This is a genomic window from Leifsonia shinshuensis (assembly GCF_022606355.1).
GTDB lineage: Bacteria > Actinomycetota > Actinomycetes > Actinomycetales > Microbacteriaceae > Leifsonia > Leifsonia shinshuensis_B.
On record NZ_JAHHZQ010000003.1, the window covers coordinates 334,821 to 353,313 of the forward strand.

19 protein-coding genes are annotated in these 18,493 nt (G+C 70.5%); 5 read left to right on the forward strand and 14 right to left on the reverse strand.

All coding sequences use genetic code 11. The features are described 5' to 3' along the window. Positions 1-36 precede the first annotated feature (36 nt). Positions 37-576 (forward strand): putative immunity protein, encoded by a 540-nt coding sequence (locus KNO15_RS13070; protein WP_241704170.1) that lies wholly within the window; start codon positions 37-39, stop codon positions 574-576. Between the two features lie 8 nt (positions 577-584). Here the strand turns inward: KNO15_RS13070 and KNO15_RS13075 are convergent, their stop codons facing one another. Then, the gene (locus KNO15_RS13075; protein ID WP_241704171.1) at positions 585-1,253 is read right to left on the reverse strand and encodes an IclR family transcriptional regulator; all 669 of its coding nucleotides are present in this window, start codon (positions 1,251-1,253) and stop codon (positions 585-587) included. Between the two features lie 159 nt (positions 1,254-1,412). Here KNO15_RS13075 and KNO15_RS13080 point away from each other — a divergent pair, with 159 nt between their 5' ends. Further along, complete coding sequence (locus tag KNO15_RS13080; RefSeq protein WP_241704675.1) at positions 1,413-3,377, forward strand: FAD-dependent monooxygenase; 1,965 nt, start codon at positions 1,413-1,415, stop codon at positions 3,375-3,377. A gap of 69 nt (positions 3,378-3,446) precedes the next feature. On the opposite strand, the gene KNO15_RS13085 is transcribed toward KNO15_RS13080, so the two are convergent. Next, positions 3,447-4,238 carry an SDR family NAD(P)-dependent oxidoreductase gene (locus KNO15_RS13085; protein WP_241704172.1) on the reverse strand — a complete coding sequence of 264 codons (792 nt, stop codon included), beginning with the start codon at positions 4,236-4,238 and terminating at the stop codon, positions 3,447-3,449. Between the two features lie 82 nt (positions 4,239-4,320). Here KNO15_RS13085 and KNO15_RS13090 point away from each other — a divergent pair, with 82 nt between their 5' ends. Next, positions 4,321-4,821, forward strand: coding sequence for a MarR family winged helix-turn-helix transcriptional regulator (locus tag KNO15_RS13090; RefSeq protein WP_241704173.1), 501 nt, complete (start codon positions 4,321-4,323; stop codon positions 4,819-4,821). On the opposite strand, the gene KNO15_RS13095 is transcribed toward KNO15_RS13090, so the two are convergent. From KNO15_RS13095 to KNO15_RS13145, 11 genes are all read right to left on the reverse strand, one after another. Then, positions 4,818-5,111 carry a hypothetical protein gene (locus tag KNO15_RS13095; RefSeq protein ID WP_241704174.1) on the reverse strand — a complete coding sequence of 98 codons (294 nt, stop codon included), beginning with the start codon at positions 5,109-5,111 and terminating at the stop codon, positions 4,818-4,820. The genes KNO15_RS13090 and KNO15_RS13095 overlap by 4 nt on opposite strands. After that, a complete protein-coding gene (locus KNO15_RS13100; protein WP_241704175.1) occupies positions 5,111-5,755 on the reverse strand; it encodes a hypothetical protein in 645 nt (214 codons plus the stop codon). The genes KNO15_RS13095 and KNO15_RS13100 overlap by 1 nt, the downstream gene beginning before the upstream one ends. A 179-nt stretch (positions 5,756-5,934) precedes the next feature. Continuing rightward, positions 5,935-6,777 carry a metallophosphoesterase family protein gene (locus tag KNO15_RS13105; protein ID WP_241704176.1) on the reverse strand — a complete coding sequence of 281 codons (843 nt, stop codon included), beginning with the start codon at positions 6,775-6,777 and terminating at the stop codon, positions 5,935-5,937. Positions 6,778-6,805: 28 nt separating this feature from the next. Then, positions 6,806-7,720: a carbohydrate ABC transporter permease gene (locus KNO15_RS13110; RefSeq protein ID WP_241704177.1), complete on the reverse strand. Its 915-nt coding sequence runs from the start codon at positions 7,718-7,720 to the stop codon at positions 6,806-6,808. 9 nt (positions 7,721-7,729) lie between these two features. Then, the gene (locus KNO15_RS13115; RefSeq protein WP_241704178.1) at positions 7,730-8,692 is read right to left on the reverse strand and encodes a carbohydrate ABC transporter permease; all 963 of its coding nucleotides are present in this window, start codon (positions 8,690-8,692) and stop codon (positions 7,730-7,732) included. Between the two features lie 19 nt (positions 8,693-8,711). Beyond that, positions 8,712-9,614: a phosphodiesterase gene (locus KNO15_RS13120; RefSeq protein WP_241704179.1), complete on the reverse strand. Its 903-nt coding sequence runs from the start codon at positions 9,612-9,614 to the stop codon at positions 8,712-8,714. Between the two features lie 17 nt (positions 9,615-9,631). Beyond that, complete coding sequence (locus tag KNO15_RS13125; protein WP_241704180.1) at positions 9,632-10,405, reverse strand: tyrosine-protein phosphatase; 774 nt, start codon at positions 10,403-10,405, stop codon at positions 9,632-9,634. Between the two features lie 29 nt (positions 10,406-10,434). Beyond that, positions 10,435-11,805 (reverse strand): extracellular solute-binding protein, encoded by a 1,371-nt coding sequence (locus KNO15_RS13130; RefSeq protein WP_241704181.1) that lies wholly within the window; start codon positions 11,803-11,805, stop codon positions 10,435-10,437. A gap of 78 nt (positions 11,806-11,883) precedes the next feature. Beyond that, positions 11,884-13,014 (reverse strand): ABC transporter ATP-binding protein, encoded by a 1,131-nt coding sequence (locus KNO15_RS13135; protein ID WP_241704182.1) that lies wholly within the window; start codon positions 13,012-13,014, stop codon positions 11,884-11,886. A gap of 133 nt (positions 13,015-13,147) precedes the next feature. After that, a complete protein-coding gene (locus tag KNO15_RS13140; protein ID WP_241704183.1) occupies positions 13,148-14,053 on the reverse strand; it encodes a MurR/RpiR family transcriptional regulator in 906 nt (301 codons plus the stop codon). A 47-nt stretch (positions 14,054-14,100) separates the two neighbouring features. Continuing rightward, entirely contained in the window at positions 14,101-15,021 is a 921-nt protein-coding gene (locus KNO15_RS13145) for an NADP-dependent oxidoreductase (protein WP_241704184.1), read from the reverse strand. A gap of 193 nt (positions 15,022-15,214) precedes the next feature. On the opposite strand from KNO15_RS13145, the gene KNO15_RS13150 reads away from it, so the two are divergent. Then, the gene (locus KNO15_RS13150) at positions 15,215-15,721 is read left to right on the forward strand and encodes a MarR family winged helix-turn-helix transcriptional regulator (RefSeq protein ID WP_241704185.1); all 507 of its coding nucleotides are present in this window, start codon (positions 15,215-15,217) and stop codon (positions 15,719-15,721) included. 4 nt (positions 15,722-15,725) lie between these two features. Next, positions 15,726-16,529, forward strand: coding sequence for an SDR family oxidoreductase (locus tag KNO15_RS13155; protein ID WP_241704186.1), 804 nt, complete (start codon positions 15,726-15,728; stop codon positions 16,527-16,529). 68 nt (positions 16,530-16,597) lie between these two features. Here the strand turns inward: KNO15_RS13155 and KNO15_RS13160 are convergent, their stop codons facing one another. Next, on the reverse strand, positions 16,598-18,460 hold the full coding sequence (locus KNO15_RS13160) for an amidase family protein (RefSeq protein WP_241704187.1): 1,863 nt from the start codon (positions 18,458-18,460) through the stop codon (positions 16,598-16,600). Positions 18,461-18,493 lie beyond the last annotated feature (33 nt).

Here is an 18,493-nt window from a genome sequence, read left to right on the forward strand (position 1 = left end):
GATGACCCTCAACCCGCGCCGTGGGATGCTGGGCGGGTGACCTCGCTGCAGACTCTCGACGACGCCGACCGCCGCGCTGTCGCCGGGTGGGCGGCCGACTGCGCCGAGCATGTCCTCGGCCTCTTCGAGGCGGACGCGCCGGACGACCAGCGGCCGCGGGAGGCGATCGACCGGGCGCGAGCCTACTCGCGCGGCGAGCTCAGCGCTGCCGGCGAGATCAAGCGACGCTTCGTCGCGGGCCGGGCGGCCGGCGCGGCGACGACGGAGGCCGGGGTGTCCGCTGCGCGCGCGGCTGCGCAGGCGGCCGCGGTCGCGCACGTGGGATCCCACGCGCTGGGCGCGGCCGCGTACGCCGCGCGGGCCGCGGCGCTGGCCTCGCCGGGCGACCCGGGCGCGCTCGACGACGAAGTCCGTTGGCAGCTGGGGCGGATGACGGGCGACGTCCGCGCCGCACTCCGCCTGCTCCCGCGGCTGGGTGAAGACCGCTCCGGCCCGCTCGGGCCCGGCCTGCTGGCCTCCGGGCTGCTCGGAGCGGCGATCCGGCAGATCCAGGATGCGCTGGCCACGCCGGAGTGACGCGCACCTCACCGCAACGCGCGCACGATCCGTTCAGCGGCGGCGGTCAGGGTCGCCGCGATGGCGTCGACCTCATAGTCGTGGGTGATGTAGACCACCGCCAGCGAAGACGGCGTGCCGTCCGGCACCCGCAGCGGGACGGCGACGGAGGACAGCCCGGGGATGATCTCGTCGCTGCTGACCTCGAAGGCGCGCGGCGGATGCGCGACGGGATCGAGCTGCGACCGGATGGCCCGGCCCGGCGCTCCGCGATCGATCGAGTGCCTGCTGCCCGGCCGTTGCGCGACGGTCGCGTCGACGCCTCGGGGCTCCGCGGTGGAGAGCGTCACAGCCGCCTCCCCGTCGAACGCCACCACGAACGCCGTCATGCCGAGACCGTCGGCGAGCTCGGCCAGCACCGGCGCCGCGGCGACATGCAGGGCGCGCGCGACGTTGCGGGCGAGGGCGACCAGGCGCACTCCGAGCTCCAGTTCGCCTGATGGCGTTCGGAGGACGAAGCCGTGGGCTTCGAGCGTGCGGACCAGCCGGTAGACCATCGAGCGGTGCAGGCCCATCCGGGCCGACAGGTCGGCGACGGTGAGCGGTGTGGGCGACTCGCCGATCAGGGCGAGGACGGTCAGGCCCCGCGCGAGGGTCTGCGATCCACCGTCCGCGCCCGTGGTGCGTTCCTGCGCCATCGCGCCCTCCCTGTTGCCGCACTCACCTGTTGCCGCGCTGACGGCCTGTTGCCCCACTGGGGGCGACGAGTTAGCCTTGTAGCGATTATTAGACCGCTGTTTCAACTATAGAGACAACAGGCTCCCGGCACAACGGTCGTCATTCGAGGAGGAATGAGCGTGCAGATCCACTACCGCGGCTACGAGTCCGGCGATCCCCGCATCAAGCCGGCGGCCGGTCACGGCCTCGATCGCCCACGCGAGCTGCCGGACGAGATGGATGTGCTCATCGTCGGCACCGGGCCGGCCGCCGCGGTCGTCGCCGCGCAGCTCTCGCGATTCCCCTCCGTCGACGCGCGGGCGATCGAGAAGCGCCCTGGGCGACTGGAGGTCGGCCAGGCCGACGGCATCCAGGCCCGTTCCGTCGAGACCTTCCAAGCGTTCGGCTTCGCCGGCGAGGTCATCGAGGAGGCCTACCGCAACGTCGAGATGTGCTTCTGGAAGCCCGACCCGGCCGACCCGTCCCGCATCGTCCGCGCCTCCCGGGCGCCGGACGACGCGACGGGGATCAGCGAGTTCCCGCACATCTACGTCAACCAGTCGCGCATCCTCGACTACTTCCTCCGCGACGCCGAGCGGGCACCCGGCCGTATCGTCCCCGACTACGGCATCGAGTTCCTGGACTGCGCGATCGACCCGGAGGCCGAGTACCCGGTCACCGCGCGGGTGCGGCACTGCGCCGGCCCGCGTTCCGGCGAGGAGCGCGTGGTGCGCGCGAAGTACCTGGTCGGCGGTGACGGCGCCCGCAGCAGCGTGCGCACCGCACTCGGCCACCGCCTCCACGGCGACGCGTCGATGCACGCCTGGGGCGTCATGGACATCCTGGCGAACACCGACTTCCCCGACATCCAGGTGAAGTGCTCGATCCAGTCGCACGACGCGGGCAACATCCTGCTCATCCCGCGCGAGGGCGGCTACCTGGCGCGCATGTACGTCGACCTCGGCGAGGTCGACGAGGCGAACCCGGGCGCCGTGCGCGCGACCCCGATCGAGGACATGATCGCCAAGGCCGACCGCATCTTGCACCCCTACACGCTCGACGTGAAGGCGGTGACCTGGTGGTCGGTCTACGAGGTGGCGCACCGCATCACCGACGGGTTCGACGACGTCCCGGCCGAGCTGACCGGAAGCCGGCACCCGCGGGCTTTCATCCTGGGCGACGCCTGCCACACGCACTCGGCGAAGGCCGGTCAGGGGATGAACGTGTCCATCCAGGACGGCTTCAACCTGGGCTGGAAGCTCGCCGCCGTGCTGGAGGGCCGGGCGCCCGAGGAACTGCTGGACACCTACGCCGCCGAGCGCAAGGTGATCGCGCAGAACCTCATCGACTTCGACAGGGAGTGGTCGGGGATGATGGCGAAACCGGTCGACGACTGGGAGGACCCGTCCGAGCTCGAGCACTGGTACGTGAAGACGATGGAGTTCCCCGCCGGCTTCATGACGCGGTACGAGCAGTCGCTCATCACTCTCGGCACCGAGCACCAGGAGCTGGCGCCCGGGTTCCCGGTCGGCAAGCGGTTCAAGTCGGCGGAGGTGATCCGGCGCGCCGACAACCGCTGGCGGCACCTCGGCCACTTCCACGAGGCCGACGGGCGCTGGCGCGTCTACGTCTTCGCCGACGCCGCGGCCCCCGCTCTCGCCGGGACGCCGACCGCCGACTTCGCCGCGTGGTGGACGACCGACCCGGCATCGCCGCGCGTGCGGTACACCCCGGCCGGTGGCGACGACGACGCCGTGTTCGACACGAAGGTGATCTACCAGCAGGACTACACCGAGGTGGAGCCTGCCGCCGTGCCCGCCGCGTTCAAGCCGACCAAGGTGCCGTACGGCCTCCACGATCTGAACCAGATCTTCGCGGCGGGCCACGGCCGCGACATCCACCGCGACCGCGGCATCGGCGCGGCCGGCGCCATCGTCGTCGTGCGCCCCGACCAGTACGTCGCGGCCGTCCTCCCGCTGACCGCGCGCGCCGAGCTCTCCGACTTCTTCGCCCGGCACCTGCTCGAGCCGGAGCACCGCCTGGCCGACACTCCCCGCGACATCCCCCGGGAGGTCCACATCGGCGCCCGCATCCCCCTCGGCTGAGCTGCCGAGACGTGAGTCGCCGCGGGAATCGGGGAGTCGATTTCCGCGGCTGCTCACGTCTCGGCGGGCTCACAGGAGGCCGGTGAGCACTCCGCCGTCGGCGCGGATGGCGGCGCCGTTGGTGGCGGAGGCCAGCGGGCTGGCGAGGTAGGCGACGAGCGACGCCAGCTCCGCCGGCTCGAGGAACCGCTCGAGCAGCGTGGTGCGGTTCTGCCCGATGATCGCGGCCTTCACCGCGTCGGCCGGCGCGGACTGCGCGGAGGCGATCGACTCCACCACTGCGGCGACGCCGTCCGAGTACGTGGGGCCGCCGAGGACGGTGTTGACCGTCACGGCCGTGCCCCTGGTGAGCTTGGCGAGCCCGTTGCCGAGGGCGATCATCGCCGCCTTCGTCACGCCGTAGTGGATCATGTCGGCCGGCACGTTCACGCCGGACTCGCTGCCGACGAACACGATGCGGCCCGAGCCGCGCTCGAGCATCCCGGGCAGCAGGTGCCGCGACAGCCGGACGCCGCTCATCAGGTTGACCTCCAGGTAGCGCGCCCACTCGTCGTCGGCGATGTCTGCGAACGGAGCGAGACCGAACAGTCCGACGTTGTTGACGAGGATGTCGACCTCGCCCAGCCGCTCGAGCAGCGCGTCCACCTGGGCGGGGTCGCCGAAGTCGGCGGCCAGGCCGGCATGCTCGGTGCCGGGGTGCGCGCTCCGGAGTTCGGCGGCGGCCGCGGCGACGGACTCCTCGCGGCGGCCGTTCACGATGACCCGGACTCCCTCCGCGGCGAGCGCCGAGGCCACCGCGTAGCCGATCCCCTGTGTCGAACCGCTGACGAACGCGGTCTTCCCGCGCAGCTGCAGATCCATCTCGTCTCCTTCGAGTCACTTGCTCAGGAAAGCGACAGTACGCCGTCATCACTTGCCTGAGCAAGTCAGCTAGGCTCGAGGCATGACGACACCGAGCGAGCTCCCGGGCCTGAGCCCCGCCCAGCTGGAGGTGTGGGCGTCCGTCGCCACCCTGCTCGAGCGGCTGCCGGCTGCGCTCGACGCGCAACTGTTGCGCGACAGCGGCGTGACCCACTACGAGCACGGCCTGCTCTACGCGCTCGCCTCCGCCCCCGATCGCACGCTGCGGCTGAGCACGCTCGCCGGCTACGCGAACAGCACGCTCTCCCGGCTCTCGCGGGCGATCTCGCGCCTGGAGAAGAAGGGCTGGGTGCGCAGGGAGGCCGACGCGACCGACGGCCGCTTCACCCTGGCGATCCTCACCCCGGAAGGCCACGAGCAGGTGGTGCGCGCCAACCCCGCGCACCACGCCCTCGTCGAAAAGCTGGTCTTCGAGCCGCTCACCGAGGCACAGGTGCGCCACCTCGGGGAGATCTGCCGGAGGATCGCGACCGCGATCGACCCGGCGGCGGCGGTGTGGGAGGCGCCGGATCAGGTGAGCTAGCCCTGGATGAGCGTGACGCTGGAATCATCGGTGGACTCCGCCAGAAACGTCACGGCACCGATCGCGACCGAGGCGAGAACTGCCACGCCGAGGATGGCGATCGCGGCGATCAGCAGCGCGCGGTGCCGCGATCGCCCCCTGCCGAGCACCGTGGCCGCCCAGACGATCAGTCCGATCGCCACCACGATCACGACCGGGGCGACCAGGATCGTCGCCCCGACCACGATCGCTGCGCCGAGTACGCACCATTCAGCCTGGCCCCGAGGCGCCACTGTCGCACGGTCGGCCATCAGACGTTCTTCAGCCACCCATTGGTGAGCGTGGTACCCCGATACGACAGCTGATGATGCTTGTTGGCCGACCAAGCTGAGCCCTTGTAGAGGAACGACATCCGGTGAGTGACAGAGCACGTTCCGATTCCGCCGGAGATGTACTGACTCGAGGTCGAATTGATGCTCCAGACGCCACCGACCCCCGAAAACCATCCGGTGCACTCGAGATTGCGGGTCACAGCGCTCGGCGTGGCCTCGAAGACATAGCGAAGGTTGAACGTGCCGGTCGTGATGCCGAACATGTTCGCATTGACCGGGTACGTCGCGGTGTAACGGCTTGCTGCTGCTCGCGACTGAATGCCTCCAGCAGCGCTCAATGTCGGCTCAGACGCGTCCTCGAATTCCATGACCGACAGCGGGTCAGCAGCAGCCTCATCGAGGAAGCTGCGCTGCTTCGTCTCGCTCAGCTCGTTGAACTTCTCCGCGAGCGCAGCCCGTGTCCCCTCGTCCACTTTCAGCTCGGAGACGAACGACTGGAACGCCACGTCGTTCGAGACCGGCTCTCCCGCGGTCGCCGCGGGGACTCCGCCCGCTGAGCAGATCAAGAGAGCAGTAATGCCGATCGTCGCCCGTAAGGTCCGCGCCCGATGGTGGAGCTTCATAACGCCGTTCCGTTCGCTCAGCGACGGCCACCTCGCCGTCGTCGCATCGCAACCGTATCAGACAAATACAACGTATCATCGTATTACATTGATACCTTATGATCTCAGATTCGCATCAGGGGTCGCATCAACGTCGGGGGCCGGCGACATCCGTCGGCCCCCGTCGTGCCTTCTGCGTCTCAGAGCGAAACCCCGAGCTCCTCCAACGCCGCCGAGAACTCCGGGATCTCCGTCGGCGCGATCTCCACCAGCGTCGGCAGGTTGCGGAAGAACGGGCGCACCGCTCCGGCCTCGCCGAGCTGGTACTCGACGATGCCCTGCTGGGCCAGCGCCGGTCCGCCGAGGCCGGCGTGGGCGAAGCCCGTCGCCGGAGCCGAGACCGTCAGGATCTCGGCGTCGCCGTGCGTCTCGGTCGACACCGCGTAGTGGTGGAGGTGGCCGCTGCCGAGCGCCGCCAGCGTCACGCCGTCGAGCGCGGCCAGGAGCCGGGCCTTCGAGTCGTCGGGGATCGCGATGTTGTGCTCGGTGACCTCCGGGTACGGGTTCCACACCGGCTTGTGGCTGAAGACGAGCGTGGGGCGGGTGCCGATCTGTGCGGGGAGGGTGGCCAGCCACTCCCACTGCGCCTCCTCCTCCGGCAGGCCGCTGCCCATGATCTCGCTGTTCACGCCGATCACGGCCCAGTCGCCGACGAGCTCCAGCCAGTGGTCGGGGCCGAACGTCGCCTCGAACGCGGCGAGGCGCTCGGGCGTGACGACGAGGCCGGCCCACGCGTTGTCGGGGCGCTCGCCCACGTCGTGGTTGCCGGGCAGCACGCGCAGCGGGGCCTGGATGCCGGCGAGCAGCTCCCGCGCCGCCTCCCGGTCCTCCGCCTGGTCGGGATCGAGGATGGCCACATCGCCGCTGTGCACGACGAACGTGGGGTTGATGGAGTTGATCAGGTCGACGAACGCGCGCAGGTTCTCGGTGGTGGCGCCTCCCAGGTGGGAGATGTGGGTGTCGGAGAGCTGGACGATCTTCACGGGGGTTTCCTCTCAGGGGGATGGGTGGTCAGCGCAGGCCGGAGCGGACGAACGCGTCCACGATGTAGCGCTGCAGGAACAGGTAGATGAGGAAGATGGGGAGGCAGGCGAGACCGGACGCCGCCATGATGGCGCCCCAGTTGTCGCCCTCGGCGCCGAGGAAGCTGCGGATGCCGACCTGGATCAGCGCGCCGGACTGGTGCTGGAAGATCAGCGACGGCCACAGGTAGTTGTTCCACGCCTCGATGAAGAGCATGATCCCGAGCGCCGCGAGTGCCGGCTTCATGTTCGGCAGGACGACGCGCACCAGGATGCCGAAGTTGTTGCGGCCGTCCATGTGCGCCGCGTCGATGAGCTCCCGCGGGAACGACTGCATGTGCTGCCGCATGAGCATGACCGCGAACGCCGAGCACAGGTTCGGCACGATGACGCCCGCGATCGTCCCGAGCAGTCCCAGCTGCGAGATGAGCACGTAGTTGGGGATCATCGTGACCTGGAAGGGCACCAGCCAGGAGCCGATGAAGAACAGGAACAGGATGCTCTTGCCGGGGAACTGCCACATCGCGAAGCCGTAGGCGGCGAGGATCGCGATGACCAGCTGGCAGGCCGCGACGGCGAACGCCATCACGAAGGTGTTGCCGATCATGCTCAGGATCGGGATCTGCTGCCAGACCGTGACGAAGCTCTCCAGGGAGATCGGCCACGGGAACAGGGTCTGCGCCGACGCGTCCACCGGCTGGCGGAAGGCGGTGGCGAACATCCAGTAGATCGGGAAGATGCTGGCGACCGCGACGACGACGAGCACGATGTGCCCGATCGTGGTGGCGAGGCGGCGGCGCGCGCGCACGGCGGCCGCCTCGGGAGCGACGGGCGCCGCGGGCGCGACGACCGCCGGAGCGGTGAGCCGCACCGGGGTCAGGTCGGTGACGGGGACGAGAGCCACGTGATGCTCCTAGTTGTCGTAGAAGGACAGCCGGTCGGACAGCGCGACCAGGCCGAGCGCGATGAGGCCGAAGGCGATGAAGAAGAGCGTTCCTGCGGCGCCGGCGGTCCCCGCGTCGAAGTTCTGGAAGCCGATCTGGTACAGCAGGTAGTACACGTTGGTCGTCGAGTCGCTCGGGCCGCCCTGGGTGAGGATGTCGATCATCGGGTACGTCCACTGCGCCGACAGCAGGATCGTCATGAGCACGAGGAACACGATCGTCGGCGACAGCAGCGGCAGCGTGATCCGGCGCAGGATGGTCCAGCCCCCCGCGCCGTCGATCGAGGCGGCGTGCGCATAGTCGGGGTTGATCCCGGCGATGCCCGCCGACACGACCAGGACGCCGAAGCCGAGCATCTGCCAGCCGACGATCGCGATGATCGCCCAGATGGCGCCACTCGGCGACCGCAGCACGTCGCCGATGTCGATTCCGACGCCGCGCAGCGCGGTGGGGATGGCGCCGCCGGAGTCGGAGAGCAGCCAGCGCCAGACCGCCGCCGCGGCGACCGGGGTCACCAGGAACGGCACGAAGATGATCGCCTGGTAGACGGTCTTCGCGCGGCCGCCGACCCGGCGCGAGATCAGCGCGATCGCGATCGGCAGCACCACGGAGAAGACCAGGAACGCGGCGATGTAGACGCCGGTGTTCACGAGCGCGTTGTGCAGTTGCGGCGACGCGACGATGGCGGCGTAGTTCTGCAGGCCGACCGGGGTCAGCGGCTGCGTCGGCAGGAGGTTCCAACTGAAGAAGGACAGCTGGAAGGTCTCCACGAGCGGACGGTAGATCCACACCCCGAGCAGCGCGATCGCGGGCAGCACGTAGAGGTAGGGCGCGATCGGGATGCGGCGGCGCCTGCGTCGGCCGGCCGCGGGCGAGGAGTCCGCGAGTGCGGCCTCCCCCACCCGGGCCGGCCCTGCGTCTGTGACGAACATGTCGCGAACCGGGTTCCCGCTACTCCGCGCCGACGGACGCCTGCACGGCGGCCAGCTGCTCGGCCGGGGTCATCGCGAGGAACTTCTCCAGCACCTCTCCCGACATCTCGTACGCCGTCGGGAACTGACCGATCGGCACGACCGAGTGCTGCACGTGGTCGCCGTAGACGTGCACGAGGTTGTACGACTGCGCGCCGGCCTGGCCGCGGGCGGCCGGGAACGGCATGACCAGGTCCTGGGTGTAGCAGGTAGCCGAGGCCACCGACACCGGCACGCCGGCGAAGGTGTCGGTCGTCGAGTAGTGCAGGTGGCCGCCGAGGATGCCGCGCACGTCCGTTCCGCGGATCACGTCGGCGAGCTTCGGCTGGTCGTGCAGCTCGAACAGGCGGATCAGGCCGAGGTGGCTGGGGATCGGCGGGTGGTGCAAGGCCAGCAGGGTGCCGTCCGGAGCCGGGGTCTGCAGCTCGGCTGCGAGCCAGGCGAGCTGCTCATCGGTGATCTCGCCCCAGTGCTGGCCCGGGACGGTGGAGTCGAGCGCGATGATGCGCAGCCCGTTGACGTCGTAGACGCGGTCGTAGGGCTCGGTCGTGCCGTCCTCGCCGAGCAGGCCGACGCGGAAGGCGGCGCGCTCGTCGTGGTTGCCCATCACCCAGATCAGCTGCGAGCCGTAGCGCTCGGCGATCGGCTCGACGAGGGCGCGGATGCGCTCGTACGCGTCGGGTGCGGCAGTGTCGGCGATGTCGCCGGTGAAGACGATCGCCTCCGGTCGGGTGTTGGACTTGTCGAAGCCCTCGAACAGCTCGGCGAGGTTGGCGTCGCTGTCGACGATGTCGTGCAGCTTGCCGCGGTTCTCGACGAAGTGGGTGTCGCTGATGTGGAGGATGAAGTGGTCGGGGGTGGGATACGCGTCGTAGTCGGTCATCGTCGTCGCCTTCCTGATCAGTTGTCGGTGTCGGTGTCGGTGTCGGCCGGGCGCAGCAGCGCCGCGGTCAGGGCCGCGAGGTCGGCGTCGGTGAAGCCGTGCGCCCGCAGGTAGCCGCTCGGGGAACCCCACTCGGCGTCCCAGCGGGCGATGACGGCCTCCATCAGCTCGGCGGGGCTCGCGGTCACGATCTCCTCGAGGTCGGGGCCGATCTCGGCGCCGCCCTCCCGCATCCTGGCGAGCATCGCGTCTGCCCACGGCCCGGCGAGGTTGGCGGAGGTCAGCGCGTAGTCGGCGACGACCTCCTCCCTGTCCACACCGGCGGCCAGCAGGGCGAGGGCGACGACCAGGCCGGTGCGGTCCTTGCCCGCCGTGCAGTGCACGAGCACCGCGTCGTCGCCCGACTCGGCGATCAACCGCACGGCCGCCGTGAGCTGCGGGCCGTGCCGGTCGACGATGACGTCGTAGACGCCGGCGAGCGTGACCTCCGCCTCGCCGAGCCCGACCGGCTGCGCCGCGCCGGTGAAGATCGGCGCGTGGACGATCGCCACCTCCTCGTGCAGGAGGCTCGGGCTCGTGGCGACTTCGTCGTCCGAGCGGAGGTCGACGACGCGGCGGATGCCGAGGTCGGCCACCGACTGGCGACCGCCAGGGGTGAGGGCGTGCAGGGCGTCGGAGCGGAAGAGCTTGCCGGTGCGCACGGTGCGCGTCCCGGCGCGGTAGCCGCCCACGTCGCGCAGGTTGTAGGTGCCCTCGACGGGCAGCGGGCGGCGGGACAGGATGTCGGTCATGGTCGTTCCTTCGGTGTCGGCGAGCGGCGCTACTTGACGAGCGCCTGGGCCTGCTTCTGCGCGGCCTGCATGGTCGCCTTGGGGTCCTTGCCGTAGTAGATGGAGTCCTCGACGGCCTTGGAGAAGATGGTGCTGATCTGGCTGTAGTTCGCGCCCGGGTACGACTCCCACGGCTGCAGCTTCTTCAGCTGGGCGATGTTCGGCGCGACCAGCGGGTTGGACTTCGCCCAGGCGGCGAGCGGGCCGTCGCCCTCGGTCATGGTGTCGCGCAGCGGCAGGTAGCCGATCTTGGTGGAGATCTGCTCGTAGGCGGTGGGGCTGGTCATGAACTTGATGAACTCCCACGCGGCGGCCTGCTTGGCCGGGTCCTTCGACATGATGAACAGCGCGGATCCCGAGTTCGTCGGCGCGACGGTCTTGCTGCCGAAGGCGGGGAGGGTCGTGTTCTTGAGCTCCCAGCCGCCCGCCTTCGCACCGGCCATGAACATGCTCTGCAGTGCGGACGTCTGCACCTGGATCAGTGACTTGCCGGAGGCGAACGCCGTGTACATGCTCGTGGAATCGAGGTTCTGCAGCAGGCCCGCGTCATTGAGCTTGCGCATCTCCTGCACCGCCCCGACCGATCCGGCGTCGCCGAATCCGATGGTCTTGTGGTCCGCGCTGACGATCGAGCCGCCGTTGGACTTGATGATGCCCTGCATGCACCAGTCGCCTCCGGTCACGGTGCACGAGATCGTGACGGGAGCGGTGCCGGTGGACGCCTTGAGCTGGGTGGCCACCTTCTCGAGGCCGTCCCAGGTGGAGAAGTCGGGGTTCGTGATGCCGGCCTTGGCCAGCGCGGTGGCGTTGTACCAGAGCACCGGGGTGGAGAAGACGTAGGGGATGCCGTAGGTGACGCCGTTCCAGTCACCGAGCTTGGTGGCCTTGGCGTTCATCGGATAGGTGCCGCCGAAGGCGTCCTGCACGGCCTTCGCGCCGACCAGCTTCGAGATGGGTTGCGCGCCGAGGTCGTTGGCGATGTAGTCGAGGCCGTCGAAGGTGAGCTGGGCGACGTCGGGGGCTTTGCCGGCCAGCATCTCGGTCTGGACGCTGGAGATGTAGGAGGTGTTCGCGCCGGCCGCCGCAGTCGGGGCCTGCCCGGTCACGGTGATGTTCGGGTGCTGCTGCTCGAACGTCTTGATGAGGCCCTGGATGGTGTCCGTCCAGGCTCCCGCCTGCGCCAGGTTGTAGCTCTCGAAGGTGATCGAGACCTTCTGGTCGGGCTTCAGTGTGGGGATGGACGCGGTGCTGCCGGCATCGGTCGTGGGCGACGCGACGCCGGCTCCGACGCAGCCGGTGAGGGCGAGGGCCGCCACGGCCGCGAGTGCGGCCGAGGCGATCAGGCGGGTGCGGATGGGCATGGCTGTACTGCTCCTTGGGTGGGGTGTGCGGTGGAGGGGGTGGGGTGTGCGGTGGAGGGAGGGAGCTGGAGACGGCGCTCAGGCCGGAACGGTCACGGACGGCTCGACGCTGGGGAGGGCGTCGGCGTCCGGCACCCATTCCAGGCGCCGGCCGGTGGTCCGGTCGAAGAGGTGGATGCGTTCGAGCGCGGCACCGAGGGCGATCGGCTCGCCGCGCCGGATGCCGCCGAGCCCGTCGCCGCGAGCGGTCAGCAGCGTGTCGCCGACGCGCACGTAGACCACGTTCTCGCTGCCGAGGTTCTCGATGCGCTCGACCAGACCCTCCACGCGGAGGGCTCCGGTGGCGAAGTCGGCGGCCCTCAGGTGCTCGGGGCGTACGCCGATCACGACCTCGCGGTTCTCGACCTCGCCCTCCCAGAGGCGCGCCTCGATGCCGGGCGCCGTCGAGACGACCACGCCGCCGATCGAGCCGACCACGCCGGGGACGAGGTTCATCGGCGGTGCGCCCACGAAGCCGGCGACGAACACGGACGCGGGCCGGTGGTAGATCTCCTCCGGCGTGCCGGCCTGCTCGATACGTCCGGCGTCGAGGACGACGATCTTGGTCGCCATCGTCATGGCCTCCACCTGGTCGTGGGTGACATAGACGAAGGTCGCGGCGAGCCGGTCGTGCAGCTCGCTGAGCTCCTGCCGGGTCGCCGTGCGCAGCTTGGCGTCGAGGTTCGAGAGCGGCTCGTCCATCAGGTAGGCGCTCGGCTGGCGCACGAGCGCGCGGCCGACGGCGACCCGCTGGCGCTGGCCGCCGGAGAGCTCGCGCGGCTTGCGGTGCAGGAGCTTCTCGAGCCCGAGGGTCGCCGCGACCTCCCGCACCCGCCGGTCGCGCTCGTCCCTGGGGGTGCGCAGGACCGCGAGCGGGAATGCGAGGTTCTTCGCGACGCTGAGGTGCGGGTAGAGCGCGTAGCTCTGGAAGACCATCGCCAGGTTCCGCTTCTTGGAGGGCAGCGCTGTGACGTCCTGGCCGTCGATCAGGATGCGCCCGGAGGTCGGCTCCAGCAGCCCGGCGATCATGCGCAGCAGCGTCGTCTTGCCGCACCCGCTGGGGCCGAGGAGCACGACGAAGTCGCCGTCCTCGATGACCAGGTCGACGTCGTCGACGGCCCGGTGCCCCTTGAACTGCTGGGTCAGTCCCAGAATCTCGATGCGGCTCACCGCTGCTCCTCCTGCTCAAGTAATTTCATTCCCTAGCGATTCGTTGCTAGGGATTTTCGTTACATGGGCATGCTCTGCGGCGCAGATGAACAGCAGGCAACCGGGAGGGGACGGCGAGCCGACGATCCCGGGATCAGGTGATGTCGCCGACCTCCCCGGTCGCCGCATCGTCGGGGTCGCGGCCCACCAGCGTCATGACCCCGTCCATGACCGCCGGATCGGTGGGCGGCAGCCCCCCGGCCGCCGAGATCGCCAGCTCGAGGGCGGCGAACAGCAGGACGTGCGCGACATTTCCGGTGATGAGCCCGGTCGACCACTTGGAGATCGCGGACCCGCACACCAGCGTGATGTCCGACAGCTCGCGCAGCCGCGACCGCTGATAGCCGGTGACCCCCACCACGGTCGCGCCCGCCGCGCGCGCGGCCTCCGCCGAGCTGAGGGTGACCGGGTTCGACCCGCTGCCGCTGATGCACACGCAGACATCGCCGGACCCGAGCGACCGCGCGGCCAACTGCTGGACGATCGCGTCGGCCGGCGCCTCGCTGGGCCGGCTGGAGTTGAGGAAACCGAGCGTGGCGAGCTGAGCGATCGGCGCCGACCCGCCGTTGCCGATGATCAGCAGCCGGCGGGCACCCGCCATCGCGGCGACGGCACGGTCGAACTCGTCGAAGTCCAGCGGCGCGAGCGCGTTGGCCAGCTCCTCCCCCGCCGCCCGGAACATCGACGGCAGCCACTCCCGCGGCGCGCCCTCGTGGCCGACGACCTCCTGCTCGGTCCGCGACGGGATGTCGCGCAACAGCAGCAGCCGCAGGTGCTGGAACCCTTTGAACCCCAGGCTCTGCGAGGCGCGGATGACGGTGGCGTTGGAGGTCCCCGTGCGCGCAGCCAGATCGGCGGCCGACATCATCGAGACGTCCTCCGGGCTCTCGAGGATGGCCCGCGCCACCCGTTGCTCGCTCGGCACCAGGGCGGGGATCACCGAGTCGATGTAGGCGAGGGTGCCGCCGAACGGCGGATCGGCGCGCGGGGAGTCAGTCATACGGCGTGTTTATCACGTGAGGGGGAACGGGTGGGGTGGGCTCCCGTTCACGCGCGCCGAGCACGCGACGGGTCGATCTGGATGATCGTCTTCCCTCGGCGCCGCTCGGTCGGGTTGAGGGCGGCGACCGCGTCGTCGAGCGGTGCGATGTCTCCGATGTTCGTCTGCAGCCGCCCGTCGCGGACCCGCTGGACGATCTGCTCGAGCTGGGCCGGGATCGACTCCACGACGAAGTCGATCGAGCGTCCCTCCGTCGGTCGTGCGGCGGCCGGTCCCGTGACGGAGACCAGCGTTCCACCGGGGCGGATCAGGGCCGCCGACCGCTCCTGGATCGCCCCTCCGATGACGTCGAACACCAGGTCGACGCCTCCGACGTCCTCCAGCGTGTCGCTGTCGAGGTCGACGAAATCGTTCGCACCGAGCTCGAGCGCCTTCGACCGATCCGCGGCCCGCCCGGTGGCGATGACGTACGCACCGGCCTCTCGCGCGAGTTGCACGACCATCGCCCCGACCGCTCCGGCGGCGCCGTGGGCGAGGACGGTCTGCCCGGATGCCAGCCGGCCGTGGTCGAACAGCCCCTGCCACGCGGTGAGCCCCGAGATCGGGAGACTCGCGCCCACGGCGAAGTCGACGTCTCCGGGCAGCGGTGCGAGGTTGCGCGACTCCACCGCCACGTGCTCCGCCAGCGTGCCGTCGCGGTGCCAGTCGGAGATCCCGAAGACCCGCTGCCCGATCGTGAGCCCGGTGGTGCCGTAGCCCAGGGCGGCGACCACCCCGGCCAGCTCGTGCCCGAGGATCGACGGCGCCCGATCGCGGCCCGCTCGATCGGTCCAGGTGGACGGCCAGCCCACCTCGGTCGGGACGTAGCCGGCCGCGTGGACCTCCACCAGGACGTCGTTGATCGCAGGGACGGGCTCCGGACGCTCCGCGAGCAGCATTCCCGCCGGTCCTTCGGTGCGCTCGGTCACCACTATCGCCTTCATGGGGTCGCCCTCCCGATGCCTGGCGCGACCGCGTCTGCGCATCACGCGTCGCCGGGCGCTCACCTCGAGCCGACCCTGCGATCGCGGTCACGGGCCCATGGTAGTCACGCGGCGGCGATCGGTGACTCGGGATCCTCATATGGTTGCCTCAGGCAACTATTCGGCGTAGACTGCCCGCGTGACCGACTCCCCCGCCTCCCCCGAGCGCGAGCTGCTCGCGGCGCTGACGCTTCTCGTCGCCAACTGGGGGTCGGTCGCGGTGCAGGAGACGATCGCCGGGCGCGCAGGTGTCACCGTCGATCCCGTCGACGTGCAGCCGTTGTACACGCTGGGCCAGCAGGGTCCGCAGCGTGCGAGCACCCTCGCCGACACCCTGCGCCTCAGCCGGCCGACCATGAGCAAGCAGCTGCGCCGGCTGGAGAACGCCGGTCTCGTCAGCCGTGCGTCGGACGCCGCCGACGCCCGCGCCGCCATCGTCTCGCTGTCGCCGGCCGGCGCGGAGGCCTACCGACGCCTCGTCGAAGAGGGCATCGCTATCGTCCAGAGCGCTCTCGCGCAGTGGGACGCCGCGAGCACGGGCGCGTTCGCCCGCGACCTGTCGCGGTTCGTGTCGTCGCTCACCGTCCCGGCGCACACAGACCAGACGTCCACGGGCAACGGTCCCGCGGAGAGAGAAGAGAGGTAACACCATGACCCGCACCTCCGTGGTCACCGGATCCGCGTCGGGCATCGGCGCGACGACCGCGCGGCTCCTCGCCGAACGCGGCGAGCGCGTGATCGGCATCGACCTGAGGAACGCCGACGTCGAGGCCGATCTGTCCGTGCCGGAAGGGCGCGCCGACGCCGCCGCCCGCGCGATCGAGCTCGCCGGCGGCACCATCGACGCGGTCATCGCGTGCGCCGGCATCTCCGCGCCCATCCCGAAGACCATCTCGGTCAACTACTTCGGGGTGACCGAGCTCCTCACCGCCCTGCTGCCCGCGCTGGCAGCGTCCGACGCTCCCCGGGCCGCCGTGGTGTCGTCCATGGCCTCCCTCCAGCCGAACTCGGCGGAGATGGTGGAGGCCGCCCTGGCCGGCGACGAGGCGGGTGCGCTGCGCATCGCCGCCGAGCTCGCCGAGCAGGGCCCTGAGGCCGGCTACCTGGTCTACCCGTCGTCGAAGCGCGCGCTCGCCCGGTGGGTGCGCCGGGAGTCGATCACGCCCGCCTGGGCCGGCGCCGGCATCCCGCTCAACGCGGTCGCGCCCGGCACCGTCATCACCCCGATGACGGCCGACCTCCTGAAGACGCCCGAAGGGGCCGCCATGGTGGACGCCGCCGTGCCGATGCCGCTGAACTACCACCAGCCACCGGAGTCGGTCGCGAACCTGCTGATCTGGCTCACCAGCGTCGAGAACTCCCACCTCGCCGGCCAGGTCGTCTACGACGACGGCGGGGCCGACGCCACCCTCCGCGGAGACGACATCTGGTCCTGGAACGACGCCGGCCGGTAGGCGGGCTCGCCTGGCACGGAGCCCCGCACGCCGATCGGCGTGCGGGGCTCCGTGTCGTCGTCGAGTCGTTACTTCAGCGGGCCATAGAGCGCGGCGGTCGCACGGGCATGGGTGGCCTGCTCGAAGGAGTAGGCGAGCCCGATGATGCCGCTCTCGTCGTAGTCGCGCCCGAGGAACTCGAGGTTGACGTTCGCGCCGGTGACCGTGGCGTCCGCGGCGGTCGCCTGACCCATCGGCACCGTGATCGCCGGCAGGCCCGTGTTGGGGCTGAGGCGCATGTTCGTGCTGATGGTGTTGTACGGCGAGCCGCTCGGATAGACGAGGGCGTCCAGCGTGTTGTCGTTCAGCAGCTGGGTGACGGTGGCGTTGCCCAGCGCGATCGCCGCGGTGTGCGTGCCGCTGGGACCTGCCCAGGCCTGGTACTGGCTCTCGGTCACGCTGTTCCTCGAGTTGTACGTGGCGTTCCGGGAGGTGACGTTCCTGCCGGAGGCCACGATGTCGGCGATCGAGCGGTTCGTGACGGACGGGTCGAGGTGGTTCTGGATGTACACGTTCAGGTCGTGCTTGAACTCGTTCGTGCTTCCGCTGCCCTCGTTCAGCGTCGCCGTGAAGGCCGAGGGCACCGCGGTGATCTCGACGACGGTCGCGCCCTGCGCGGCGAATGTCGCCTTGGCGTCGGCCCATAGCCGCGTGACCGTGGCGTTGCTGCCGAGCATCGACGTGACGATGCCGATCCGCTTGCCCTTCAGCGCGGAGGGGTCGAGCGCCGCCGTGTAGGAGTTCGGCACCCGGCCGGTCTGCTCAGCGGTGATCGGGTCGGCCGCATCCACCCCGGTGACCGCGTCGAGCGCGATGGCCGCGTCGGTGACGCTGCGCGCGATCGGGCCGCCGGTGTCCTGGCTGAGCGCGAGCGGGATGATGCCCTCCCGGCTGGCGAGCCCGACGGTCGGGCGGATGCCGACGAGCGAGTTGTACGTCGACGGAACGCGGATCGAGCCCCCGGTGTCGGTGCCGAACCCGATCCCTGCGAAGTTGGCCGCGATGGCCGCGCCGGTTCCACCGCTGGAGCCGCCGGCGGTCTTCGCGGTGTTGAGCGGGCTGGCGACGAAGAGCGTTTTGCCCGCGTCCTGGCCGGAGGAGAACTCCGACACGAAGCCGTACGCGAACTCGTCGAGGCTGGCCTTGGCGAGGATGACGGCACCGGCCGCGCGCAGGCCTTTCACCATGGTCGCATCGTCGCTCGTCTGGTTGCCGTCCCAGCAGCCGCAGCCGCCGGTGGTCGGCATGTCGACGGTGTCGTAGTTGTCCTTGACTGCGATCGGGATGCCGAGCAGCGGGCTGGTCATGCCCTTCTGCGCACGCGTCGCGTCGGCCTGGGCCGCGATCGTCAGTGCCTGCGCGTTGGTGGCGATGATCGAGTTGAGCGCACGACCCCCTGCGCCGGTGTCGACCAGCGTGCGGTCCAGCGCCGCGATGCGATCCAGGTACCCCTGTGTGATCTTCACCGACGTCGTCACGCCGGCGTTCATGGCGGCCTGCATCTCGAGCGCGGACGCCTCCACCAGCTCGAACGGGCCGTCATCGTAGATCATCCGCTGAGCGAGACCGGAGAGGTCCGCGACGGTGATCACGTCGTCCCCGTTCACGTCGGCCGCGGCGACCGCGGGCCAGCCCGGGGAGGCGCTCGTCTCGCCGAGGTGCGTGGCGAGCACCTCGAGGTCGGCCGTGGTCACCTGCTGGTCACCGGTGAGATCGAGGGCGGTGTAGTACGGCGCGAGGAACGCACCGGCTACGGCCGCCGGGGCGGAGGCGACCGTCGGGGCGGCGGTCGCGGCGGGGGCGACGACGCCCGTGGCGACGAGCGCGGCGAGTGCGGCGACGGCACCGGTGGCGGTTGCGCCGGCACGACGGCGGGCGCTTCGGGTCTGCATGGCTGCGGTGCTCCTTCTGAGGCGGCGGGTGGG

Bases quoted from the DNA above. Each gene is read 5' to 3' on its own strand.
- KNO15_RS13120 (WP_241704179.1), bottom strand. From the start codon at position 9,614: ATGACCGACTACGACGCGTATCCCACCCCCGACCACTTCATCCTCCAC.
- KNO15_RS13115 (WP_241704178.1), bottom strand. From the start codon at position 8,692: ATGTTCGTCACAGACGCAGGGCCGGCCCGGGTGGGGGAGGCCGCACTC.
- KNO15_RS13155 (WP_241704186.1), top strand. From the start codon at position 15,726: ATGACCCGCACCTCCGTGGTCACCGGATCCGCGTCGGGCATCGGCGCG.
- KNO15_RS13085 (WP_241704172.1), bottom strand. From the start codon at position 4,238: ATGGATCTGCAGCTGCGCGGGAAGACCGCGTTCGTCAGCGGTTCGACA.
- KNO15_RS13140 (WP_241704183.1), bottom strand. From the start codon at position 14,053: ATGACTGACTCCCCGCGCGCCGATCCGCCGTTCGGCGGCACCCTCGCC.
- KNO15_RS13125 (WP_241704180.1), bottom strand. From the start codon at position 10,405: ATGACCGACATCCTGTCCCGCCGCCCGCTGCCCGTCGAGGGCACCTAC.
- KNO15_RS13090 (WP_241704173.1), top strand. From the start codon at position 4,321: ATGACGACACCGAGCGAGCTCCCGGGCCTGAGCCCCGCCCAGCTGGAG.
- KNO15_RS13095 (WP_241704174.1), bottom strand. From the start codon at position 5,111: ATGGCCGACCGTGCGACAGTGGCGCCTCGGGGCCAGGCTGAATGGTGC.
- KNO15_RS13100 (WP_241704175.1), bottom strand. From the start codon at position 5,755: ATGAAGCTCCACCATCGGGCGCGGACCTTACGGGCGACGATCGGCATT.
- KNO15_RS13075 (WP_241704171.1), bottom strand. From the start codon at position 1,253: ATGGCGCAGGAACGCACCACGGGCGCGGACGGTGGATCGCAGACCCTC.
- KNO15_RS13130 (WP_241704181.1), bottom strand. From the start codon at position 11,805: ATGCCCATCCGCACCCGCCTGATCGCCTCGGCCGCACTCGCGGCCGTG.
- KNO15_RS13160 (WP_241704187.1), bottom strand. From the start codon at position 18,460: ATGCAGACCCGAAGCGCCCGCCGTCGTGCCGGCGCAACCGCCACCGGT.